Annotated in this window: 21 protein-coding genes; 10 read left to right on the top strand and 11 right to left on the bottom strand. The window is 69.2% G+C overall.

The genetic code is table 11. The features are described from left to right. Nucleotides 1-21: 21 nt before the first annotated feature. Genes ACFC3F_RS10300 through ACFC3F_RS10285 form a run of 4 tightly spaced genes read left to right on the top strand, consistent with a single transcriptional unit; the run spans nucleotide 22 to nucleotide 3,402 of the window. Entirely contained in the window at nucleotides 22-1,287 is a 1,266-nt protein-coding gene (locus tag ACFC3F_RS10300; protein WP_376129102.1) for a cytochrome P450, read from the top strand. A gap of 32 nt (nucleotides 1,288-1,319) precedes the next feature. Further along, the gene (locus ACFC3F_RS10295; protein ID WP_376129100.1) at nucleotides 1,320-1,763 is read left to right on the top strand and encodes an HtaA domain-containing protein; all 444 of its coding nucleotides are present in this window, start codon (nucleotides 1,320-1,322) and stop codon (nucleotides 1,761-1,763) included. A gap of 47 nt (nucleotides 1,764-1,810) precedes the next feature. After that, nucleotides 1,811-2,134, top strand: coding sequence for a 2Fe-2S iron-sulfur cluster-binding protein (locus ACFC3F_RS10290; RefSeq protein WP_376129098.1), 324 nt, complete (start codon nucleotides 1,811-1,813; stop codon nucleotides 2,132-2,134). A gap of 2 nt (nucleotides 2,135-2,136) precedes the next feature. Continuing rightward, on the top strand, nucleotides 2,137-3,402 hold the full coding sequence (locus ACFC3F_RS10285) for an NAD(P)/FAD-dependent oxidoreductase (RefSeq protein WP_376129096.1): 1,266 nt from the start codon (nucleotides 2,137-2,139) through the stop codon (nucleotides 3,400-3,402). Between the two features lie 43 nt (nucleotides 3,403-3,445). Here ACFC3F_RS10285 and ACFC3F_RS10280 read toward each other — a convergent pair whose 3' ends face one another. After that, on the bottom strand, nucleotides 3,446-4,480 hold the full coding sequence (locus ACFC3F_RS10280; RefSeq protein WP_376129095.1) for an LLM class F420-dependent oxidoreductase: 1,035 nt from the start codon (nucleotides 4,478-4,480) through the stop codon (nucleotides 3,446-3,448). A 236-nt stretch (nucleotides 4,481-4,716) separates the two neighbouring features. Here ACFC3F_RS10280 and dctP point away from each other — a divergent pair, with 236 nt between their 5' ends. Then, nucleotides 4,717-6,027 carry a TRAP transporter substrate-binding protein DctP gene (gene dctP / locus ACFC3F_RS10275; RefSeq protein WP_376129093.1) on the top strand — a complete coding sequence of 437 codons (1,311 nt, stop codon included), beginning with the start codon at nucleotides 4,717-4,719 and terminating at the stop codon, nucleotides 6,025-6,027. A 138-nt stretch (nucleotides 6,028-6,165) separates the two neighbouring features. Here dctP and ACFC3F_RS10270 read toward each other — a convergent pair whose 3' ends face one another. Genes ACFC3F_RS10270 through ACFC3F_RS10260 form a run of 3 tightly spaced genes read right to left on the bottom strand, consistent with a single transcriptional unit; the run spans nucleotide 6,166 to nucleotide 8,345 of the window. Next, nucleotides 6,166-6,537 (bottom strand): nuclear transport factor 2 family protein, encoded by a 372-nt coding sequence (locus tag ACFC3F_RS10270; RefSeq protein ID WP_376129091.1) that lies wholly within the window; start codon nucleotides 6,535-6,537, stop codon nucleotides 6,166-6,168. A gap of 29 nt (nucleotides 6,538-6,566) precedes the next feature. Then, complete coding sequence (locus ACFC3F_RS10265; RefSeq protein WP_376129089.1) at nucleotides 6,567-7,475, bottom strand: acyl-CoA thioesterase; 909 nt, start codon at nucleotides 7,473-7,475, stop codon at nucleotides 6,567-6,569. 3 nt (nucleotides 7,476-7,478) lie between these two features. Then, a complete protein-coding gene (locus ACFC3F_RS10260; RefSeq protein WP_376129087.1) occupies nucleotides 7,479-8,345 on the bottom strand; it encodes a 3-hydroxyacyl-CoA dehydrogenase family protein in 867 nt (288 codons plus the stop codon). 112 nt (nucleotides 8,346-8,457) lie between these two features. Between ACFC3F_RS10260 and ACFC3F_RS10255 the strand changes: the two genes are divergently transcribed. The 3 genes from ACFC3F_RS10255 to ACFC3F_RS10245 are packed head-to-tail and all read left to right on the top strand — an operon-like array spanning nucleotide 8,458 to nucleotide 11,272. Further along, nucleotides 8,458-9,975 (top strand): class I adenylate-forming enzyme family protein, encoded by a 1,518-nt coding sequence (locus tag ACFC3F_RS10255; protein ID WP_376129085.1) that lies wholly within the window; start codon nucleotides 8,458-8,460, stop codon nucleotides 9,973-9,975. After that, complete coding sequence (locus ACFC3F_RS10250; protein ID WP_376129083.1) at nucleotides 9,972-10,790, top strand: enoyl-CoA hydratase/isomerase family protein; 819 nt, start codon at nucleotides 9,972-9,974, stop codon at nucleotides 10,788-10,790. The genes ACFC3F_RS10255 and ACFC3F_RS10250 overlap by 4 nt, the downstream gene beginning before the upstream one ends. Continuing rightward, nucleotides 10,787-11,272 carry a PaaI family thioesterase gene (locus ACFC3F_RS10245; RefSeq protein WP_376129081.1) on the top strand — a complete coding sequence of 162 codons (486 nt, stop codon included), beginning with the start codon at nucleotides 10,787-10,789 and terminating at the stop codon, nucleotides 11,270-11,272. Before ACFC3F_RS10250 ends, ACFC3F_RS10245 begins: the two co-directional genes overlap by 4 nt. On the opposite strand, the gene ACFC3F_RS10240 is transcribed toward ACFC3F_RS10245, so the two are convergent. From ACFC3F_RS10240 to ACFC3F_RS10230, 3 genes are read right to left on the bottom strand one after another with little or no spacing between them, the layout of a single operon-like run. Continuing rightward, nucleotides 11,224-12,849, bottom strand: a complete 1,626-nt coding sequence (locus ACFC3F_RS10240; protein WP_376129080.1) for an FAD-dependent oxidoreductase — start codon at nucleotides 12,847-12,849, stop codon at nucleotides 11,224-11,226. The genes ACFC3F_RS10245 and ACFC3F_RS10240 overlap by 49 nt on opposite strands. 2 nt (nucleotides 12,850-12,851) lie before the next feature. Further along, nucleotides 12,852-14,441 carry a class I adenylate-forming enzyme family protein gene (locus ACFC3F_RS10235; protein ID WP_376129149.1) on the bottom strand — a complete coding sequence of 530 codons (1,590 nt, stop codon included), beginning with the start codon at nucleotides 14,439-14,441 and terminating at the stop codon, nucleotides 12,852-12,854. A gap of 5 nt (nucleotides 14,442-14,446) precedes the next feature. Continuing rightward, complete coding sequence (locus ACFC3F_RS10230; protein ID WP_376129078.1) at nucleotides 14,447-15,466, bottom strand: LLM class F420-dependent oxidoreductase; 1,020 nt, start codon at nucleotides 15,464-15,466, stop codon at nucleotides 14,447-14,449. A gap of 153 nt (nucleotides 15,467-15,619) precedes the next feature. Here ACFC3F_RS10230 and ACFC3F_RS10225 point away from each other — a divergent pair, with 153 nt between their 5' ends. Next, nucleotides 15,620-17,506, top strand: a complete 1,887-nt coding sequence (locus tag ACFC3F_RS10225) for an AMP-binding protein (protein WP_376129076.1) — start codon at nucleotides 15,620-15,622, stop codon at nucleotides 17,504-17,506. Beyond that, a complete protein-coding gene (locus ACFC3F_RS10220) occupies nucleotides 17,503-18,189 on the top strand; it encodes a nitroreductase (RefSeq protein WP_376129074.1) in 687 nt (228 codons plus the stop codon). Before ACFC3F_RS10225 ends, ACFC3F_RS10220 begins: the two co-directional genes overlap by 4 nt. Nucleotides 18,190-18,234: 45 nt before the next feature. Here the strand turns inward: ACFC3F_RS10220 and ACFC3F_RS10215 are convergent, their stop codons facing one another. From ACFC3F_RS10215 to ACFC3F_RS10200, 4 genes are read right to left on the bottom strand one after another with little or no spacing between them, the layout of a single operon-like run. After that, a complete protein-coding gene (locus tag ACFC3F_RS10215) occupies nucleotides 18,235-18,675 on the bottom strand; it encodes a nuclear transport factor 2 family protein (protein ID WP_376129073.1) in 441 nt (146 codons plus the stop codon). Nucleotides 18,676-18,694: 19 nt separating this feature from the next. Then, nucleotides 18,695-20,659, bottom strand: coding sequence for an FAD-dependent oxidoreductase (locus ACFC3F_RS10210; RefSeq protein ID WP_376129071.1), 1,965 nt, complete (start codon nucleotides 20,657-20,659; stop codon nucleotides 18,695-18,697). A 23-nt stretch (nucleotides 20,660-20,682) separates the two neighbouring features. After that, entirely contained in the window at nucleotides 20,683-21,615 is a 933-nt protein-coding gene (locus ACFC3F_RS10205; RefSeq protein WP_376129069.1) for an SDR family NAD(P)-dependent oxidoreductase, read from the bottom strand. Then, on the bottom strand, nucleotides 21,615-23,024 hold the full coding sequence (locus ACFC3F_RS10200; protein WP_376129067.1) for an MFS transporter: 1,410 nt from the start codon (nucleotides 23,022-23,024) through the stop codon (nucleotides 21,615-21,617). Before ACFC3F_RS10200 ends, ACFC3F_RS10205 begins: the two co-directional genes overlap by 1 nt. Nucleotides 23,025-23,216 lie beyond the last annotated feature (192 nt).

Below are 23,216 nucleotides of genomic sequence, written 5' to 3'. Positions count from 1 at the left end.
CGAAGAAGTGGAGATACACCGATGAGCGGACCGGTTCGCGGGCCTGTGGTCGAATTCGACCACAACTCGAAAGAACACAGTGCGGATACTGTCGCCAGTTACCGCCACCTGCGCGAGCAGGCGCCCGTCGCCTGGACCGAGGCGTGGGGCGGGTACTGGGTGCTGAGCGGCTACGACGCCGTCTTCGACGCCGCGCGCGATGACGACCTCTTCAGCTCCGCGCGCCTGGAGGAGTTCGGCATCACGGGGCAGTCGATCACCCTGCCCCAGAAGCCCATGCACATCCACCTTCCGATCGAGCTCGATCCGCCGGAGTCGCAGAAGTACCGGTCGATCATGAACAAGCTGATCACCCCCAAGCAGGTTGCAAAGCTCTTGCCGATGATCGACAAGTACGTCGACATGTTCATCGACGAGCTCATCGAGTCCGGTGAAGCGGACTTCTCCACGCTGACCGGCGTGCCCGCTCTCGTCACGATCACGTGGCTCGGCATGCCGACGAAGGACTGGCGGCGCCACGCGGCGTTCCACCGGGCCGTGCTGGCGGAGCCCGTCGGCAGCGAGGGGTACAAGCAGGCCGTCGAGGTCGAGCTTCCGTACCTGACCAAGCAGATCGAAGACGTCATCGCTGAGCGTCGCCTCGACCCGCAGGATGACGCGATCAGCTTCATCGTGACGCAGGAGATCGACGGCCGGCCGCTCACCGATGAAGAGGCCTTCGCGATGATCGAGCTCCTCATCTCGGGTGGCGTGGGCACCACCGCAGCCCTCTCGGGCCAGGCGCTGGTGTGGCTCTCGGAGAACCCCGAGATCCGCGCGGAGCTCCGCGAGAACCCGGAGCGCATGCAGAACGCCGTGGAGGAGTTCCTCCGGGTCTTCAGCCCCACCCAGGCGCTTTCCCGCACGATCACGCGAGACGTCGACTTCCACGGAGTGAGCATGAAGCGCGGCGATCGCGCGCTGCTGTCCTGGGCCTCGGCGAACCGCGACGGAGCCGACGCGGGCGACACCCCCGACGAGGTCGACATCACGCGCTCCCCGAACCGTCACCTGGCCTTCGGCGTCGGCAGCCACCGGTGCGCCGGTTCGCACCTCGCGCGGCCGATGGCGCGCTCGATCCTGCAGAAGATCATCACGCGCATGCCCGACTACAAGGTCGACACCGCGCACACCGAGCGCTACGCCGCTCAGGGCGTGAACACGGGCTACCTCCGGGTCCCGGCCACGTTCACGCCCGGCGTGAAGGTCTACGAGGACGAGTCGCTGAGCGACTTCGAACGGGACTGACCATGGCGACCCCACCTTCCCAGGAGGCGCCCGTGCGCGGCCTGCGTTGGGGGATCAAGGCGAGCTTCATCCGGTATGTCGCAGGCATGCCCGACGGCGTGATGTCGGTGACCGACGGCGCCGTGGACACCCCTGAGGGGTTCCTCTTCCCCGTGCGCGATTCGACGCAGTTCGATCCGCGCACGGGGATGGGGCGCATCCGGTTCGCGGGCGACGTGCGCTTCCGGGCGCACGGCGGCGCGCTCCAGCTGCGCATCGCGGAGCCGGAGCTCGTCGCCGACGAGAACGGCGCCACGCTGTTCGTCGGGGCGGTCGGCGATACGCGCCTTCCCGTGGCGGCCCTGTCCGCGCCGCGGCCCGCTCAGGGCGGCGGGATCGAGATCAGCGCGACCCTCACCGCCGAAGCCGTGCCGTACTTCAACGACGTCTATGCCGCGGGAACGGCGCTGGACCCGATCGTGATCCGTGGAGTTTGAACAGCTGCTCGCGCAACGAACAGCTTCCGAAGGAAAGGAACGTCACCATGTCCGCACAGGTGACCTATGTCTCGGCCTCTGGTGAGGAAGTGACTTTCGAGGGCGACGCAGGCGATTCCGTCATGGAGGTCGCCACGCGAAACGGGCTGTCCACCATCGTGGCCGAATGCGGCGGGTCGATGTCGTGCTCCACGTGCCACGTGTTCGTCGACGAGGCCAGCAGCGGTCTCTTCGAGCCGCTCACCGAGCTCGAGGACGAGATGCTCGACACGACCGCGGTCGACCGCGAGGAGTGCTCGCGGCTGTCATGCCAGCTGGTCCTGCCCGACGGGGCCGTTGTCCGCGTGACGACTCCTGAGACGCAGATGTGACCATGGGGCACGGCACAGTCATCGTCGGGGCCTCGCAGGCCGGAGTCCAGGTCGCCGCGAGCCTGCGCGACGCGGGATACACGGAGTCGATCACCTTGATCGACGGTGCGCATCATGAGCCCTACCAGCGACCGCCGCTGTCCAAGGACTTCCTCGCGGGAACCGTCGAGGCGCAGGGGCTGCGCTTCCGGCAGCGCGACTACTACGAGACGCACGGCATCACCCTCGCCCTCGGCTCCGCCGCGGTCGAGGTCCGCCGCGTGGGCGATGGCGGAGTCGTCGTCACGGAGGACGGTACGGAGCACCCGTACGAGCGCCTGGTGATCGCCGTCGGCGCGCAGTCGCGGGAGCTCGTGCTCCCGGGCGCCGAACTCGACGGAGTCCTGACGCTGCGCGACGCGGATGACGCGGACCGCGTGCGCGCGGCGCTGGAGACGGCGCAGGACGTCATCGTCATCGGCGGCGGATTCATCGGCCTCGAAGTGGCCGCGAGCGCCCTCAAGCACGGGAAGAGCGTCACGGTGCTCGAAGCCGCGCCCCGCATCATCGGCCGGGCGGTCGGCGAGGAGACCAGTTCCTGGTTCCTCGACGCTCACCGCAGCCGCGGGATGACCATCGAGGTGGACGCGCGCCTGGTGCGTTTCCACGAGCGCGACGGCCACGTCAGCGGTGTCGAGCTGGCTGACGGCAGGATCCTTCCCGCCGATGTCGTGGTCGTCGGCATCGGCGTCGTGCCGCGCACCGACCTCGCCGCGCAGCTGGGCCTGGGGATCGACAACGGCATCGTCGTCGACGAGTTCATGGTGGCCTCGGACGGACGCACCCTCGCGATCGGCGATGTCGCCAATGCGCCCAACCCCTACGACCGCGTGCGGTCGGCGATGGCGCGCGTGCGGCTCGAGAGCGTCAACAACGCGATCGAGCAGGCCCGCACGGCGGCGGCGACGATCCTTGGCGCGCCCCAGCCGTATCAGGCGGTCCCCTGGTTCTGGTCGAACCAGGGCGACCTGCGTCTGCAGATGGCGGGGCTCAACGTCGGGCACGACCGTGTCGTGATCCGCGGCGATCAGGATGCCCCGAAGTTCTCGGTGATGTACTACCGCGGCGACACGCTGCTCGGCGCCGACTGCGTGAACTCCCCCGTGGATTTCATGGCGGTGAAGTCCGCCCTGATGAAGGGCCAGAACATCCCGCCCGACGCGGCGACGTCGGATGCGCCGCTGAAGACGCTGGTCGTGGATCACTCGATCCCGAGCGGCTCGAACTGACTCTCGCCCGGGGCTGCCGCGACAGCCCCGGGCGAGTCCTCGCTCAGGCGCCGTCCACGAGTTCCCGCATGCGGCGCACGGTTGCAGCCGGGTCGCCGGCGACCGGCTGGATCATGAGGTTCGTCACGCCGGCCTCTTCGAATGCGGCGATGCGCTCCCTGACGTAGCTCTCGGGGCCGACGAGGTTCAGGCTCTCGAGGAGGTCGAGGGGGACCATCGCTTCGGCCTCTCGCTTCTTGCCGTCCAGATACAGGTCCTGGATCTTCTTGGCCTCGGCCTCCCAGCCGAGTTCGCAGACCAGGTCGTTGTAGAAGTTCTTGTTCCGTGCGCCCATGCCGCCGATGTAGAGGGCGAGCATCGGGCGGGCCAGGTCGAGTCGCTGCTTGACGTCCTCTCCGATGGCGACGATGCCGCCGGCGACGACCTCGAGCGGGGCGAGGTCACTCGGGCGGCGACGGCCGCCCTCCGTCAGCGCGTCGCCCCACACGGCACGAGCCCGTTCGGGAACGAACATCGTGGGCAGCCAGCCGTCGGCGTACTCCGCCGTGGCCTCGACGCTCTTCTTCGTGAGGGCGGCGACATAGATCGGCACCGAGGACCGCACCGGCGTCGTGAGCAGCTTCAGGGGCTTGCCGAGGCCCGTTCCCCGCCCCGGGGCGAGAGGGATCTGGACGAGTCCTTCGTGGCGTACCGTCTCTCGGCGCAGCGTGCTCCTGATGATCTCCACGACCTCGCGCATGCGGGTCAGCGGCTTCTCGTAGGGGACGCCGTGGAATCCCTCGATGACCTGCGGGCCGGAAGCGCCAAGCCCCAGGATCGCGCGTCCGCCGGAGACAGAGTCGATGCCCGCGATCGTCTGGCCGAGGGCCGTGGGTGTGCGCGAGTAGATGTTGATGATCGCGGACCCGATCTCGACGCGGCTCGTCTTCGCCGCGAGGTAGCCCATCAGGCTCGGTGCGTCGAACCCGTAGGCCTCGGCCACCCACACGGTGTCGAGTCCGGCGTCCTCGAGGGCCAGGACGGAGTCGGCGACCACGCGCGGGTCCCCCGCGTAGTCGAGCGCCGTGGAGAGCTTCATGTGTCGTCCTTCAGTTAAAGATGCCAATCAAACGAATGGTTGCCCAGTAAGGCTAGTGTTCGCCGGATTTTAGTGGAAGAGTATCGATCACCAAACGGTTGGTAGTGAACTCGAGGATGAGTGAAACGCTTCCGGCCGATCGTGTCCGCGAACCTGACGACGGAGACGATCCGCCGTGGCGTGCGGCGTGTCGGGTTCGAGGCCGAGTGGTCCCACACATGGAAGAGGAGAACGACATGTCAGCGAAATCGAGCCGATCCGCAGTGACGCGGGGCGTGCAGATGTCCGCAATCGTGGTCGCGTCGGTACTGGCACTGACCGCCTGCGGCGGCGGCGGCGGTGGGGAGGGCGGGTCCACGGCGGAGCCGAGTTCGGGCGGAGTGCCGTACGGCGCTTCGAAGGCCGAATACCAGGCGGCCTTCGAGGACATCGACCCGATCACCCTCATCACGCAGACGGCGGGTGCGCCCGGCAACGTGACGAGCGAGTACTTCGAGGCGTACCAGGATGCCATCACCGACTGGTCGGGAGGCAAGATCACCTTCGAGACGAACTACGCCTACTCGATCGCTCCCCCTACGGAGGTGAGCGCGGCCATCGCCGATGGGCGACTGGACATGTCTTACACCATCCCGGCGTACCACCCGGAGGAGCTGCCGACCGCCAACGCGCTGATCGACATGAGCATCTCGGGGCAGCAGACGCCGCTCGTGGGGTACCTGCAGCTGATGGGCTGGTCGGTGGAGCTCTCTCTGGCCTCGGAGGAGATCCGCTCCGAGTTCGAGCGGATGGATCTGTACCCGCTCCTGCCCGTCTACTCCCTCGGCCCCGACGTCTTCACCTGCGCCGAGCCGCGCTCCGACCTCGCCGAGCTCCAGGGTGCGACGGCGCGCATGGGTGCGCGTCTGCACGCTGAGCAGCTCGGTGCACTGGGTGTCCAGGGCGTGAGCATGTCGCTCGCCGAGATCTACGAGGCCCTTCAGCGCGGTGTCATCGACTGCACGGTCATCAACCCGCTCACCGCGTCGATCACGGGAACGATCGAGATCGCCCCGAACGCGCGGTACGTACCCGAGACCGGCTTCTCCGGAGGCGTCGGAGCGCTCGTGATCAACAACGATCTCTTCGCGTCGCTGCCGCTCCCCGCGCGCCAGCTGCTCCACGACCGGCTGGATGTCTTCGTTGAGGCCCAGATCGCCAGCGTTCAGGGCGCGTTCCTCGAACTCGTCACCGCGACCGAGGAGCACGGCGGCACCGTCGAGGTGTTCGAGCAGGACGTGCGCGACGCGCTCGCCGAGGTGAACGCCGACATCATCGAGGCCAGCAAGACGTCCCTGACCGGCGTCGCCGACCCGGGTGCGTTCGTCGACACCTCCGAGGCCGCCATGAAGCGGTGGTATGACATCGTGGTCGACCTCGGCTACGACCCGGAGATCACCTACGACGACTTCGCCCAGTGGCAGGCGGCGCAGCCGGCCGACGTCTTCGGGCCCTTCCTCGACGCGCTGTTCGGAGGCGATGTGCTCAGCGCCAGCCGGCCTTCCTGACCGCGCTGTTCCCCGCTCCCCCTGGCCCGTCGCGGGTCGGGGGGAGCGGTGCGTTGTGGCGGCGCCGCACGGGAACGGCCCCCGAGGGGTGCGTGAACAAGTCGCACCGCCTCGAGGGCCGTCGTGTCTCGGGTCGGGTCAGCCTTTGATGAGCGGCACGACGACGGCGGTGTCGTACCAGGAGGCGACCTTCGTGATGTGGGTGCCGTCCGTGTCGATGAAGTCGACGGCGTCGAACTCCACTTCCGTGCCGTTGGGCAGTGTGCCCTCGAACCGGATCTCGATCGCGGCGACGGTGCCGTCGATGAGGGTGCGCACCGGGATGTCCTCGTGCTCCGCGAACTGACGGACGACCGCGGTGAGCAGCTTGACGGCCTTCTCGCGTCCGACCGAGGTCAGGCTCATCCCGTGCTGGATGGTGACATCGGGGTGGAAGAGGCTCGCGAGCTCCTCCCACTTGTGATTGTTCACCGCGTCGAAGTAAGCGTCGACGAGTTCTTGCGTGGACATGGCGTCTCCTTGGGGGTGCGGGTGCGGGTTCAGTGTCGAGGGGGGCGGATGCTGCCCTGCTGGGCGATCGTGCAGAGGATCCGGCCGTCGCGCGAGAAGACGTCGGCGATGCCCAGGCCTCGCCCGCCGTGCATCGCCGGCGACCGCAGATCCATCAGCATCCAATCGTCCACGCGTGCGGGACCGTGGAACCACAGGGAGTGGTCCAGGGACAGGCCGCTCGCCGAGCCGTCGCCGAACCACAGTCCGTGCGGCTTCAGGCACGCGTCGAGCATGCACATGTCGCTGGCGAAGGCGAGCAGGGGTGCGGCTTCGCGAGGATCCATCCGCCCCGCATCGCCCGCCCGCATCCACGCCATCGAGTGCGGGTCGCGCTCGCCGCGCTCGGCGGAGAGCCGGGGCGGCGACGTGACATAGCGCAGGTCGAAGGCGGAGCGGTGATCCCAGTACCTGTAGGTGTCGGCGAATGCGCCCAGCTGCTCGCCGACGTTCGGCAGTGCGGTCGGCGGGGGCGCCGCCGGCATCACGTCCTGGTGCGCGGGGCCTTCGCGCTCGATCGAGAACGTCGTCTCCGCCCGGAGCATGACGTTGCCGTCCTGCAGGACTTCGACGCAGCGCCAGGCGGACGAGGCGCTGTCGCGCACGACCTCGACCTCGATGTCGACCGGAAGATCGGCGCGCCCGGTTCCGACGAAGTAGGCGTGGAGGCTGCGGGGCAGCAGTTCGGGCCTCGTGGTCTGCGTCGCTGCGGACAGTGCCTGGGCGACGAGCAGGCCGCCGTAGGGGACGCGTCCCTGCGTCGCGAGCGGAGCGCCCGTGAAGGCGGTGCCGTCGCGGGGAGTGAGCTTCAGGACCTCGCGGAGAGTGGCGAATGCGGCTCCGCCGGGGTCCGCCGGAGCCGCATCCTTCGCAGAGGTCGCGGGAGTGGATTCCCGCATCGATTACTGCGCCTCGCCGTAGTCGCTGAAGCCGCGACCGGTCTTGTAGCCGTAGTGGCCCGCGTTGACGAGCGCGCGCAGCTGCTGCGTGGGGCGGAAGCGATCGCCGTAGTGGTGCGTCATCGCCTCCGACGCCTTGACGAACGTGTCCAGTCCGCCCATGTCGGCGGTCTGCAGCGGGCCCATCGCGTGGTTGAACGCGAGCTGGCAGGCGCGGTTGACGTCTTCGGGCGTCGCGACGCCCTCCTCGACGATCCGCATCGCCTCGACGGCGAGCATCATGATGAGGCGCGAGGTGAGGAAGCCCTGCGTGTCCTTCTGGCACACGATGGTCTCCTTGCCGTAGCGCACCGCGAGCTCCTCCATCGCGGCGAGCGTCTCATCGCTCGTCTCGACGCCGCGGATGATCTCGATCAGGCGCATGACGGGCGGCGGGTTGAACCAGTGGGTGCCGATGACGCGGTCGGGGCGCCCCGTGGCGCTCGCGATCTTCGAGATCGCGAACTGGGACGTGTTGGAGGCGAGGATGACCTCGGGGCGGGCCACGGCGTCCAGTCGCCGGAAGACCTCCTGCTTGGCGTCGATGTCCTCGACGATCGACTCGACGGCGTGATCGGTGTCGCGCGCGACGGCTTCCAGGTCGGTGCTCGTGGAGATGCGGCTGCGAGCCGCCTGAGCATCGACGTCGGTCAGCTCGCCCTTGCGGACCATGCGCTCCAGGCTGCGGTCGATGCGGCGGAGCCCCCGGGCGAGGTCCTCCTCGCGGATGTCGACGAGGGTGACCTCGAGGCCGGCGACTGCGGCGACCTGCCCGATGCCGTTGCCCATCTGGCCGCCACCGCCGACCACCATCACTTTGTTGATCGTCATTTCTTGCCCTTCGATGTGTGCGACTCGCCGAGTTCGTCGACGATCGGTATCCGGCCGGAGCCGGGTCTTTACAACTTACCAACCGATTGGTAGTTTCAGCAATATGCCGGAGATGAGTGATTGGGCGCGGTTCTGGGCTCGATTCGGGGCTGATCGCCCCGCGTTGCTGTCGGACCAGCTCACGATGACGTGGGGTCAGCTGAACGACGGATGCGGAGAGCTCGCCGCGGGACTTCATCGTGAAGGGCTGAAGAAGGGCGACCGACTCGGCTGCCTCATGCGGAACAGCCCCCACTACTTCGAGTTGCTGCTCGCCTGCAGCCGCATCGGCGTCATCTTCGTGCCGCTGAACCCCCTGCTCACGGGCAGCGAGCTGGAAGCCGTCGCCGGTGACGCGGGCCTGGCCGCGCTCGTGACCGATGCGACCTTCGTCGACGCGCTCGGACCCCTCGAGGGCATCGTCGGAGCCTCGCGGATCTTCTTCGTCGGCGAGGCGCCGGCAGGCGGGCGGCCGCTGGGCGGACTCCGCGCGCACGGGCGGATCGAGCGTTCGGAGCGGATGACGGCGGCCGACCCCGCGATGATCTGCTACACGAGCGGCACGACCGGCCGTGCCCGCGGTGCCGTGCTGACGCAGGGCAACCTCGCGGGGGTCGCGGCGAGTGCCGGCACGATCGACGGACTGACCTATCAGGATCGTGCGATCGTCACCGTCCCGCTCGCCTTCACCGGAGCCGGCGTCTCCTTCGGCGTCCCGCTCATGGCGTGCGGCGGATCGATCGTGATCCGCCAGGAACTCGTGCCGAGGCTCGTCCTCGACGACATCGAGACCAACGGCGTCTCGTTCATCGGCGTCGTGCCGCTCGTCCTGGAGCGGCTCGCCGCCGAACCCGACTTCGACGAGCGCGATCTGAGCGGCCTGCGCATCATGAAGTCGGGCGGCGCGATGGTGCCCGAGCACCTCATCCGTCTCTATCAGTCCCGCGGTGTCGGCATGGTCAACGCCTACGGCCTGACCGAGGGCACCGGTCTGAATCTGGAGCTTCCCGCTCACGAGGCGATCGCCCGTCTCGGGTCGGTCGGGGTGGCGCTCATGGGCCAGGATGCAATGGTCGTCGATGACGGCGGGCGCCCCGCGCAGCCGGGCGAGCGTGGAGAGCTCCTGCTGTCGGGCGCATGCGTCATGAAGGAGTACTGGGACGATCCCGAGGCCACGGCCGCCGCTCTCTCGGATGGCTGGCTTCGCACGGGGGACATCGCGACCGTCGACGAAGACGGGTACTTCCGCATCGTCGACCGGTCCAAGGACATGATCATCTCCGGGGGGATCAACATCTACCCCGCCGAGATCGAGAATGTCCTCGCCGCACATCCCGACATCGTCGAGATCGCCGTCGTCGGTGTGCCCGACGACGAATGGGGGGAGACTCCCGTCGCGTGCGTCGTCACGACGAATCCGGATCTGGACCTCGCGCAGCTCAACGACTTCGCGAAGTCGAGCCTCGCCCGGTTCAAGCAGCCCAGGCGCCTCGAGATCCGCACCGAGCCGCTGCCGCGCGGGATGAGCGGAAAGCTCCTCAAGCGCGATATCCGCGCGGAGCTGGTCTCTCGAACCAAGGAGCAGGCATGATCTCCCCAGACACCGATTCGATCGCCGTCCGGCGGGAGGGGCCCGTGACGGTCCTCCGCTTCACCCGGCCGGACAGCCTGAACGCCCTGTCGTTCGGGATGCTGCGGCATTTCCACGACATCCTCGACGACCTGCTCTACGACTACGAGCAGCGCGTCGTCGTGCTCGAAGCAGAGGGGCGCGCGTTCTGCGCCGGCATCGACCTCTACGACGTCACGGGCGGACAGCAGTGGGTCGAGGGGGTCGGGCGGGTTCAGGCGACCTATGGCCTCCAGGAGGCGGTCGGGCGGCTCATCACGAAGCTCCGCCGGATCCCGCAGCCGGTCATCGCCGTCGTCAACGGGCTCGCCGTGGGCGGCGGCTTGTCGATCGCCTGCGCGGCAGACGTGCGGATCGGGGAGCCCGCCGCGCGATTCAATCCCGCCTTCGTCAAGCTCGCGGCATCGGGCGGCGACATGGGATCGTCGTGGCTGCTGCCGCGGATCATCGGCTTTGAGGCCGCGGCGGCCATCCTGCTCACGGGACGCAATATCGACGCCGACGAGGCTCTGCGGCTGGGGCTGCTCACGAGCGTCGTCGAGGCGGGGGCCGGAACGGCCGCCGCCCTCGCGCTCGCCGAGGAGATGTGCGCGCTCGCCCCCTTCACGACCCGTATGACGAAGTCGCTCCTGAACCTCTCGCGCGACGGCGCGTCGCTGGATCAGATGATCGAGTACGAGAACAGGACCCAGGTGATGATGACGTCTACGGCCGACTTCACGGAGGCGACCACGGCATTCGTGGAGCGCCGTACGCCGAGCTTCGGTGACGCATGAGCGCCGATCGCCGTGAAGCGTTCCGGCTGTGGATCAACGAGCTGCCGCTCAGTCGCGAACTCGGCCTCCTCTGCACCGAGATCGGTCCCCGCGGCGCGCGCGGGGAGGTGCGCGCCCGCGATGCGCAGCGCAATCCGGACGGCAACATCTCCGGTGCGCTCATCGCCGCCGCGGTCGACATCATCGGCGGCATCGGGGTCACCGCGGCCTCGGACGGGCTCGGATCGGCGACGGCCGACCTGACGGTCCATTTCCTCGCGCCGGCCAGAGTGGATCCGCTCTCGTTCGAGGTCGAGGTGCTCCGGCAGGGGCGCCGCACGTGCGTACCCCACATCCGCGTCCACGACGCGAATGGTCGGCTGTGCGTCGTCGCGACGGGGACGTGGATGCTGCGCGACACCCCCGTCGCCATCGACGAGCTGCGGTCAGCCGATCACGACGATCGCGCCGAGACGGCCGCAGCGGCGCGTCCGGCCCGGTAGCCGAAGGTCAGGGCGGGGCCGAGCGTCCCGCCCGCACCGCCATAGGTCATGCCCGTGACCCCCGCCATCGCGTTGCCCGCCGCGTGCAGTCCCTCGATGACACGGCCGTCCACGTCCAGGACCCGGCCGTCCTCGTCGGTCAGCGGTCCGCCCTTCGTGCCCAGCGCTCCGCTGAAGATCTGCACGGCGTAGTAGGGCCCGGCATCCAACGGTCCGAGGGTCTGCTGCGCGCCCGCCCGGGAGCGGTCGCCGCTCCATCCGTCGTACGCGCTCGAGCCGCGCCCGAACGCAGGGTCGGTCGCCTCCTCGGCGCCCGCATTGAACACGGCGATCGTCCGCTCGAGACCGATCGGGTCCACTCCGATCTTGGCGGCGAGCTCGGACGGGGTCCGACCCGACGCGATCCAGGCGGGCGCCTCACCGGCGGGGGGAACCGGGCCGAAGCCGTACTGCGTCAGGTACTCCTGGTCGAAGACGAGCCAGCACGGCAGGTTCGGGTAGTTGAACGTCGTCGCGTCGAACGCGTGGAACCCGCCGCTGAGCGCGTTGTAGTTGGCCGCTTCGTTCACGAAGCGCCGCCCGTCCCTGTTGACGATGATCGAGCGAGGGAGCGTCCGCTCGCGCAGGCACAGCATGGTCTCCATGCCCTCTTTCGTGGGCATCTGCCAGACGGGTGCCCACCAGGCCTCGCGCATCGTGCCGAGCGCCGCACCCACGCGCATCGCCATGCGCAGACCGTCACCCGTGTTCGTCGGCGGGCTCGCCGGCGTCGTCATGGGGCCGCGCAGGAACGTGCGCACGAGATCGGCATCCCATTCGAAGCCGCCCGTCGCGATGATGACCGACCGGGCGTCGACGTGCTCGAGGCCCTCGGCCGTCTCGATCTCGACGCCCACGACGCGGCCGTCGGAGGTGAGGAGCCTGGTCGCCCGGGCATCGGTCTCGATCGTGGCACCGTGGTCGAGCAGTCCCTTGAGCAGGCCTGCCACGAGCGCCTGGCCTGTCCCGCGCTCGTTGTTGGCGCGGCGGGCTGCGATCAGCTCGGGATCGATCCGTCCGGTTCCGCCGCCGAGAGGCCCCTCGCTGACGCGGATGTGGGCGCCCGCGGTGCGGGTGCGCACGCGGTCGGCCCACGGCCCGAGCTCCCCGAAGGGGAAGAGCTCGCATTCGAGGGATCGTCCCCCGGTGGGCAGGCCGCCGGGATGCTCGGGCTGGTAGTCGGGGTATCCCGTGACGATGTCGAAGCGCAGCGGACTGGTCCGCTCCAGGAAGCGGATCGCTTCGGGACCGGTCGTCACGAGGGTCTCGATCATCTCGCGATCCATGAGCCCGTGCGACAGCGCCATCATGTACTCGATGCCGGCTTCGGTGCTGTCGGCGATTCCCGCCTCGGCCTGGGCGGGGTTGTTCGGCATCCAGACGATTCCGCCTGACATCGAGGTGGTGCCGCCGATGAGCGAGGACTTCTCGAACGCCGCGACGCTCGCACCCTCGGCGCGGGCGGCGAGCGCTGCGGTGAGGCCTGCAGCGCCGCAGCCGAGGACGACGACGTCGAAGCTGCGTCGGGGTGTGCTCACGATCAGGCCTCGTTCTCTCTGGCCGCGAGCGCGGCATCGACGGGAAGAAGGGCCCGGACCTGGTCCTTCATGATCTTCCCCGTCGCGTTGAGGGGGAAAGGCGCGGACACGAACCGCACCTCCTTCGGGCATTTGTAGCCGGCCAGGACGTCCCGGCACGCGCGGAGCACATCCGCGTCGCTCAACTCGCTGTCGGGGTGCGGACGCACGACGGCCACCACGCGCTCCCCCCAGTGGTCGTCGGGCACGCCGAGGACGACGGCTTCGGCCACCGAGGGCAGCTGGTAGATGACGTTCTCCACCTCGGCGGGATACACGTTGAAGCCCCCGCTGACGATCATGTCCTTGAGGCGGCCCGTGACGTAGAGGTAGCCCTCGTCGTCGAGATAGCCGAGGTCTCCGGTCCGCAGCCACCCGTCGACGATGGCGACCTCGTCCGGACGCTGCCAGTACCCGGACATGATGGAGGGCCCCGATACGCGCAGCTCCCCGATCTCTCCGGGTCCGAGTTCCCGGTCGTCCGGCCCGAACACGCGCACGTCGCTGTACATGAGTGGCTTGCCGATCGATCCCGCCTTGCGCACGGCATCCTGCGGCATGAGGCACGACGAGATGCCGCACGACTCGGTGAGGCCGTAGGCCTGGACGAAGACGGAGACGCCGCGGGCCTGGAAGCGCTCCAGGAGCGACACCGGCATGGGTGCGGCCGCGGACAGGATGCGGCGGAAGCAGGTGAGATCGAGATCGGCGAACGCGGGGTGGTCGAGGAGCGATTTGAACACCGTCGGAACGCTCGCCATGTACGTGGGCCGGTCCTCTGCGATGGCGGCGGCGATCGCGGCGGGCGTTCCCTGCTCGAGGATGCGCAGCGTGCAGCCGAGGTGGAGGAACGGCAGGACCCCGGCGAGCATCGCGCCGGAGACGCTGATCGGCAGCGAGATGAGGGGCCGGTCCTCCCTCGTGAAGCCGACATCGACGGCCATGGATGTCGCGACCGACTGGATGTTGCGATGCGTGATCATCGCGCCCTTGGGGACCCCCGTCGTTCCAGACGTGTAGAAGATCCCCGCCGGGGCATCGTCGGAGAAGGGCGCGACCTCGCACGGCGTCGCGTCGGCATCCTCGCCGGGCCAGGCGGCGGCATGGCCCGTGAAGCCCGTGGGTGCCTGGTCGGTGAAGAAGGTCACGAAGTGGGGATGCGCGGAGTGGAGGAGTTCGGCCTGTGCCGCGCGACTCGAATCGGTGATGAGAGCGACCGGTTCGCTGTCGCACATCAGCGTCGTCAGTTCGGCGCCGGCCAGGCGCAGGTTGAACGGGACGAAGACGGCACCGAGCCGCAGGATGGCCATGGTCGCGGCGACGAAGTCCGCGTGGTTGTCGTGGAGCAGCGCCACGCGGTCGCCCGTCGTGACGCCCTCCTCGCGGAGACGGTTAGCGATCTGCCAGATCCGCCGTTCCAGGGCCCGATAGCTCACCGCGCCGGCCGAGGTGACGACCGCGGCGGTGTCCGGGGTGCGTGCGGCGTGGCGCGAGATCCAGGTGGAGACCCCCGGGCGGAACGCGAGTTCCGCCGCGGTCGGCGTCGCAGTCATGCCGCTCACAGCCCGACCTCCGTCCCGATGGCGCGGATCTCCTCGGGTGTGCGCAGCCCCATCATGACGACGGTGCGCACGGGCGACGAGCGCCATCTCTCGAGGCGCTCCGCGATGCGCTTGGGCGATCCGACGAGCGCGGTGCCGTCCACGAGGTCGTCGGGGACCGCCTCGATGGCCTCATCCCGCCGCCCCGCGAGGAACAGATCCTGGATCTTCTCCGCGGCATCGGCGTAGCCGGCCCTGGCCACGGCGTCGTAGTGGAAGTTGGCACCCTTCGCGCCCATGCCCCCGACGTACCACGCGAGTTCTGCTTTCGCGCGGCGGAAGGCCGCGCGCACGTCGGAGTCGACGAAGGTGTTGACGGTGGCCACGATGTCGAAGCCCTCGGGGCGACCGGCGATGGCCTCGCCGTAGACATCCTCGAAGACATCGATGTGGGTGAAGGCGGGCAGCCAGCCGTCGCCGATCTCGACGCTCAGCTGAACGTTCTTCGGGCCCTGGGCGCCGAGATAGATCGGGATGTGGGAACGGTACGGCTCGGTGATCAGTCGCAGGGGCTTTCCGCGCCCCGTCCCTCCCGGGTAGGGGAGGGGGAAGAACTCGCCGTCGTTCGTGACGGGCTGGCTGCGGTCCCAGAACCGGCGGAGGAGGGCGACGTACTCCCGGCTGCGGGAGACGGGCTTGGGGAAGGGTCTTCCGTACCAGCCTTCGACGATCTGCGGGCCCGAGACGCCGATGCCCAGGATGAGCCGGCCCTGGCTGAGTGCATCCAGCGTCATGGCGGTCATGGCGACGTTGGCCGGTGTCCGGGCGTCGAGCTGGATGATCGAGGTGCCCAGTTTGATGCGCGACGTTCGCGCGGCATACCAGGTCAGCGGTGTGAAGGCATCCGAGCCGTACGCCTCTCCGGTCCAGACGGAGTCGAACCCCAGATCCTCGGCGGCGAGCACGAGGTCGGTCGCATCGTGGGGGTGCTTGCCCCAGTATCCCAGTCCCAGGCCCAGCTTCAGGTCATCGCGCATGAGGACAGCTCTCGTGAAGGGAGGTCGAACGGCCCGTCATCCGCGAGACCGCCGTTGGTCAGTTCAAGTATGGTGAGGAGAAGAGGATCTGGCAACCAGCCGTTTGGTTGTTTTATGCTGACCGCGAGTGTTCCTCCACCGAAGGGCTTTCTCGTGGACATCCTGGACGCGCCCGAGTACTGGGCTTCGACGTGCCCCCGCGAGATCGCCGTGCGCGACGACGCGGGCGACCTCACCTGGGCGGAGCTCGTCGGCGCTGTCCGTGTGCACTCCGCAGGGATCCGTGCGCGCGGGGTGATGCCGGGAGATCGCGTCGGCTTCCTCATGGAGAACTCCCGCCAGTTCTGCGTCAGTGCCCTGGCGATCCTCGCAGCGGGTGCCGTGGCGGTGCCCATCAACTACCGCTTGCATCCCCGGGAGATGGCGGAGCAGCTCGATGACGCCGGTGCCGGTCTTCTCCTGCACGACGAGGCCTACCGCGACAAAGCCGGCGAGGTCGCCTCGCGCAGCGGGATCCGACTCCTGTCGGCGACGAGCGAGGAGGCCGTCGCCGAAGACATCCGTCCGCGTGTGCGACGCGGCGAAGACGATCTCGCGGTGATCCTGTACTCCTCGGGAACCACGGGCCACCCCAAGGGCATCGCCGTCAGCCACCGAAGCATCTACGCCATGGCCCACGACCGGATCGTCAACGACGGCTGGTCGCGCCTGACGCGGACCTATGTTCCGTACCCCCTCGCGTTCTCGGCCGGCCTGCTCGCGTCCTGGATGGCGACGATGGTCGCCGGGGGGATGACGGTGGTGGATGCCGCGTTCGACTCGGCGCGCGCCATCCGCCGGTTCCACGAGGACCGGATCACGGTGTTCATGTCGGTGCCGGCGCTCTGGCAGGCCATCGCCGAGCACCCCGATCTGGACGGCGCCGACCTCGGATCGCTGTCGACGGTCTCCGCGGGGGGCGCGATGGTCGCGCCCGAGCTGATGTCGCGACTGAGGTCGCGGGGCATCCTGCTCTCTCAGGGCTATGGGCTCACCGAGTCCTCCGGCGTCGCAACGGCGCTGCGCCCCGAGGACATCGACCGCAAGCCTGGGTCGATCGGCCGCCCGATGATGCGCATGGAGGCGAAGATCGTCGGTCCCGCGGGGCAGGACCTGCCGCCGGGAGAGCGCGGCGAGCTGTGGCTGCGCGGGCCGGCCGTCATGGACGGCTATTGGAACGGGCACGCGGTGGACCGCTCGGTGCTCGCCGACGGGTGGCTTGCCACCGGCGATGTCGCGATCATGGACGAGGACGGATACCTGTACCTCGTCGACCGTCTGAAGGACATGATCATCACGGGTGGCATCAATGTCTTCCCCGCCGAGATCGAGCGGGTGCTCGGTCAGATCCCGGGTGTCGGGGAGTGCGCCGTGGTCGGCGTGCCGCATGAAAGGTGGGGCGAGACGCCTGTCGCCTTCGTCGTCAGCGCGGACAGCGCCCTCACCCCGGCGCACCTCGACTCGGAGCTTCGGAAGGTCCTGGGCGGTCACAAGATCCCGACGCAGTTCTTCGTGCGGGCCCAGGCGCTTCCGCGCAGCGCGAACGGCAAGGTGCTGCGCCGGACGCTGCGCGAGGAGATCCTCCGCGCGGAGGACGCCCGGCGCGGGCGCGAGCGGATCACGGCGCTCCTGGAGCGCTACTTCACCGCCGTGAACAGCCGGGACTGGGATGCCCTGCGATCCGTCCTTCACCCCGACATCTCGATCCGCCACGCGGATCTCCTCGAATCGCACGGCGTGGACAGCGTCGTCCGGCTCTACCAGGCGATCCTGCACCAGTACCGCGAAGGCGAGCACGAGGACCGGCCGACGCGGATCCTCATCCAGGGCGACCTCGTCGCCGTGGAGATCCAGGCCACCGTGGTCAAGCTCGACGGGACCCGGGTGGAGTTCCCCGCCGTGGACATGATCGATATCCAGGACGGCCTCATCCGGCGCGTCTCGACGTGGTACGACACGGCGCGTGTCGTCCCCCTCATCAAAGGCGAGAAGACATCATGATCGACACCCTCTCGGCGAGCACCCAGCTCGATGACCTCCTCAGCTCCCGCTACAGCTGCCGGGGATACCTCCCCGACGAGGTCCCCGACGAGGTGATCCGCCGCGTCTTCGAGATGGCGCAGAAGACCGCGTCCTGGTGCAACACCCAGCCCTGGCAGGTCACGGTGACGCGCGGCGACGCGACGCGGCGCTTCGCCGCGGCGCTCACCGACTACGCCCGGGCCAACCCGCCTCGCGCCGACCTCGATGTCCCGGCGGGCTATCACGGGGTCTACAGCGACCGGCGGCGCGAGAGCGGATTCGCGCTGTACGCGAGTCTCGGGATCGCGCGGGATGATCGCGCGGCCCGCGACGCGCAGGCGGCGAAGAACTTCGACTTCTTCGGGGCCCCGCACACGGCCGTCATCACGACGGACCGCGAGCAGGGGGTCTATGGCGCGATCGACTGCGGCGGATACATCTCGACCCTGATGCTCGCCGCCCGCGCCGCGGGACTCGCCTCGGTCGCGCAGGCCTCCGTCGCCCTCTACTCCGATGCGGTCCGCGCGCATTTCGGACTCGGTGAGGACCGGCTCGTCGTGTGCGCCGTCTCCTTCGGGTTCGAGGACCCGGCCCACCCCGCCAACTCCTTCCGGACGACGCGTGCCACCGTCGCCGACGCGGTCGAGATCCGCTCCGAGTGACGATCCCGCGGTGCTCGCCGGGTGGACCCGGCGAGCACCATCGGCTCACGCGGTCGGTCGCGGGTGGATGATCGCGGGGTCGACTTCGACCCGCTTGTGGCGGATGCGCAGGCCCTCCGCCGTCTGCACGTGCACGTCCCGGTAGCACCCGGTCTGCACGCTCGTCGTGTCCTCGAAGTGGAACGTCGCCGTGAAGTACGCGTGCGTGTGGATGAGATCGCCGTCCACCCGGAGCACCCGCACGTTGGACACGAGGTGGCGTGAGACCGTCCCCGGCTGAGCGAGGAGCGGCGCGTACGCCTTCAGCAGGGCATCGGCGCCCACGATGACAGCGCTGATCCTCCTGTTCGATTCGAACGTGACGTCCTCGGTGAGCAGGCTGCGCAGCGTCTCCATGTCGACATCGTCGACGGCTGCCGCGTAGTCGAAATAGAGGGCGGTGACCCGCTCGATCAGTGTGCCTTCGGCGTGGGGGGACATGTTCATTCTTGCCTCCGTGGGTCTTTCAGATCAGGGCGGCCAGCGCGTAGGCCTGCCGCGTTGCGAATGAGATGCGTCGCGGGGCGTAGGCGTCCCCGAGGATGTGCGCTTCACGGCCGGCTGCCTCGAGGGCTTCGAAGAGCGCGGATTCCGCCGTGCCGCCGCACGCGAGCGCGACGGTGTCGAACCCCGTGTGCGTATGCGGCGCGCCGCTGTAGATGTTGTGCGTCGTCAGCGTCGATCCCTCGATCGAGACGACGCGCTCCATCACCCGGAACTCGGCGCCCGCGGCCGTGAGCTTGGCCAGCACCGCGCCGATCGAGTACTTGCCGACGAGGGGTGCGATGCCCGGAGTCTGGTAGAAGACCGTCACCTTCTTCCCCTTCTCCACGAGGTGGCTCGCCACGGTGAGGGGCTGCATGTGGTCCTCCACCGCGATGACCGCCACGTTCTCGCCGACATCGGCCAGACCCTGCAGGACGTCGCGTCCGTCGACAACGTGATCGGAATCGAAGCCGGGCAGGTCTGGACGCGTCGAGGCTGCACCCGTCGCGACCACCACGACATCCGCCTCGGCGGTCAGGACCGCATCGATGGTCGCCTCGCGCGAGAGCTCGACGGTCACCCCGGCCGCCGCCAGGCGTCGCTCCTGGAAGGCGATGAAGGCGCGGTAGGAGGCGTTCTCGCTGACCGCCGAGGCGGGGAGCAGCTGACCGCCGAGGGCGGCATCGCGCTCCCAGAGGTGCACCGTGTGCCCTCGCTCGGCCAGGAGTGCGGCGCTCTCCATGCCGGCGGGTCCGGCGCCCACCACGAGGATGCGGCGCGGCGTCTGAGCGACCGGCAGCGGCCCGTCCACCTCATGCCCGGTCGCCGGGTTCACGCTGCAGGAGAAGGGCAGGCCCTCGACGATCCCGCGGTGGAGGCAGTCGTTCGTGCCGATGCACGGCCGGATGCTCGCGAACTGCCCGGCCCTGGCCTTGGAGACGAAGTTGGCCTCGGCGAACATCGCGCGGGCGAGTCCGACGACGTCGGCGTTGCCCTCGGCCACGACCGCCGCCGCCGCCGGAGGCGTCGTGACGCGGCCCGTGTAGATGACGGGCAGGGTGATCGCGTCGCGGATGCGGCCGGCGAGGTCGGCCCATCCGGCGACCGGATGCGTGTGCGGCTGGATGTAGCTCGGGTCCCCCCAGTTGTTTCCGATGACGCCGTGGATGTAGTCGACGTGACCGGTGGCCTCCAGCATCCGAGCGATCTCGATGCCGCCGTCGATGTCGTATCCGCCGTCGAAGAACTCGTCCATGTTCATGCGGACGCCCACCGCCATGTCGCGGCCGACGGCGGCGCGGATGCCCTCGAGCGCCCGCCGGAGGAACAGGCTTCGCCCCTCGAGATCGCCGCCGTACTCGTCGGTCCGCTTGTTGGTGGCGGGGGAGAGGAAGAGGTGCATGAGATCTTCGTGATTCGCGTGGATCTCGATGACGTCCAGTCCCGCAGCCTTGGATTCCGCGGCCGAGAACGTGTACTCCTCGACGAACCAGTCGATCTCGCGCCGGGTGAGCGCGTGCGGCGTCTGGTTGAAGTAGTGGTTGGCGAGCACGCCGGAGGGGGAGTGGGGGGTGGCGCCCTGTTGGATGAACTGGATGCCCGCATACGCACCGCCGTCGTGCACGGCTTGCGCGTACAGCCCCGCCCGCTCACGGAAGTTCGGGCTGCGGAAGACGCCGTTCGCATACGCGCCGACGCCGGTCGGATCGAAACCCGGCGGCAGGATCGTGTTGCCCATGAAGCCGTTGAGGCCGCACACGAGCGCGACGCCGTCGGCCGCACGGCTGCCCCAGTACGCCGCGCCGCGTCGCGCTGCCGAGTCGGTTCCCCAGATGCTTCCCACCGAGAGCCCGTGCGGAGGCATCATGAACCGGCTCCGAAGGCGGAGCGGACCGATGTCGATCGGCTCGAACATGTGGGCGATGGACGAATGAGGTTCGGACATGTCTGCTCCTCGCAGTAAGGGGGTCAGCGGGCCTGGAGGTTCTGGACGCCGGTGTCATCCAGGGTCGTGACGTTCCAGGCGGCGAAGCTCTTGCCGGCCTCGCGTCCGCTGAAGTACGGCGTCAGCGTGGAGCGGAGCTCGTCGACCGTGAACACGGAGTCGTCGGCATCGAATCGCTTTTCCACCTCCGGCGCGGCGATGAGCGCGACGAAGCGTCCGTAGACCACGAACAGCTGGCTGGTGATGTCCTGCGCCGCCGGGGAGGCGAGGAAGGAGACGAAGGTCGCGACGCGCTCGGGAGCGAGGATGTCCAGTGCGCCGGGGTGGGGGTCCTCGGCGAAGATGTGCGACGTCATGTCCGTGCGGGCGCGCGGGGCGATGGCATTCGCCGTCACTCCGTATCGCGCGAGCGCCCCCGAGGTCGCGAGGGTCAGAGCGGTGATCCCGGACTTGGCGGCCGAGTAGTTCGGCTGCCCGGGGGAGCCGACAAGACCCGCCTCGGAACTGGTGTTGATGATGCGCCCGTACGTGCGCCCGTCGGGCGAAGCCTTTGCGGCGCTGCGCCAGTGCACCGCGGCATGGTGGGTCGTGGCGGCGTGCCCCTTGAGGTGGATGCGGATGACGTCGTCCCACTCCGCCTCGCCCATGTTGAAGATCATCGTGTCGCGGATGATCCCCGCGTTGTTGACGAGGATGTCGAGCCGGCCCCACGTGTCCACCGCTGCCTCGACGGCCTCGCGAGCGAGGTTCCAGCTGCTGATATCGCCCTTCACGGCGATGGCGTCGCGTCCGAGAGCCTTGATCTCGGTGACGACGGCGTCCGCGGCATCGCCGAGGTCGTTCACCACGATGTTCGCCCCGCGCTGCGCGAGCGCGAGCGCTTCGCTGCGCCCGAGCCCGGACCCCGCTCCCGTCACGATCGCGGACATTCCCTCGAGAGACACGTCGTCGGACATCACTTCACTCCTTCTTCTTGGTTGATGCGGCGGTGACCGGGGATGCCGATCGCCGTCGCGATGCCGAGGGCACCGGATCCGATGCCGATCAGCAGAGTCGTGGTCACCGCCGCGGGGCTGGCGAGGTCGATGCCGTCGACGAGGATCCGCTCGGTCGCGAGCACGACGGAGGCCACGGTGGCGGCCAGCGTCATCCCGATCGATCGCATGAGGGCGTTCAGGCCGTTGGCCGCGGCGGTCCGGTCGGTCGGTGTGCCGGCCATGATGATGAGGGGGAGCGCGGCGAAGCTCAGGCCGAAGCCGCAGTACACGATGACCGCCGACACCATGAGGATGACGGCGTGCGCCGGCAGGAGCGCCAGGGCATAGCCGACCGCGACGAGCGCCGCGCCGAGCTGCAGCGTCGTCCGCGCCCCCCAGGTCTGCGAGATCCGAGCGGAGGCGGGCCCGGCCAGCATCATCGCCAGCCCGCCGGGGAGCATGATCCATCCGATGTCGAACTCGGACAGGCCCAGCCCGTACGACACGGAGGAGGGCGCGACGATCTGGAGGGGGAGGACGATGACGACGAACATCATGGAGAACCCCATGGCGATGCCGGCGAGGTTCGCCCAGAACACCGAGGGCGTCAGGGCGAGGCGGATGTCGACGAGGGGAGCGGGCCGGATCCACTCGTAGCCGCACCAGCCGGCGAGGAGAAGGATGGAGCCGCCGAGCAGCGCGAGGAATGCGGGGCTCGTCCAGCCCCAGGCCGCGCCCTGCGTGATGGCCACGAGGAGAGCGCCGATCGCGAGGCCGAAGCCCACGGCGCCGGGAACATCGAGGCGGGTCCGGACGGGGCCGGTGTCGCTCGCGGGAATGAGCGCGAGGACGAGAACCAGGCAGAGGGCGGCGCACACCGCGGCGAACCAGAAGAGCCAAGGCCACGAGAACCAGGCCAGGACGACCGCCGACACGGGGATGCCGAGCGCCCCGCCCAGTCCCATCGTCGCGCCGAGCGTCCCGACCGCTGCCGGAAGCCGGTCTGCGGGGAGGAGCCTGCGCAGGAGCGACAGGCCCATCGGGATGATGCCCATGCCCATGCCCTGGAGTGCGCGTCCGACGATCATCGGCCCGAGGCTCAGGCTCAGGGCGGAGATCACCGCGCCCACGATCGCTGCCGCGAGACAGAAGACGAGCATCCGCCGTTCGCCGTAGATGTCTCCGCAGCGCCCGACGATGGGCTGCGCGATCGCGCCGGCGAGGAGGCTCGCCGTGAGCACCCACGAGCCGCCGACGACGTCGGTGCCGAGGGCCGCGGGGATGCTCGGGATCAGCGGGACTACGAGCGACTGGAGGAGCACCGCCACCGTCCCCGATGCGGCCAGGACTGTCGTGACGGTGGTCGGCGATCCGGCCGCCCTAGCCACAGCGGTCACTCTGCGTCCCGAGCATGATCCCTCATCCGTTCCGCCGGGGTGGCCCCCCCCCCCGGGGGGCCCCCCCCCCCGGGGGGGGGGAGGCCCGGTGGCCCTTGGCCCCGGCCCCCCGGACACCCGGTGCCCGGAGGCGGGGGGGGGGGCCGGGGGGGGCGGGGGCCGGCTCAGAAGGGCGCGGGCGGT

The organism is Microbacterium sp. NPDC055910 (genome assembly GCF_042271185.1).
Lineage (GTDB): Bacteria > Actinomycetota > Actinomycetes > Actinomycetales > Microbacteriaceae > Microbacterium.
The sequence above is the reverse complement of the archived record's forward strand: the minus strand, read 5'-3'. Positions and strand labels throughout refer to the sequence as shown.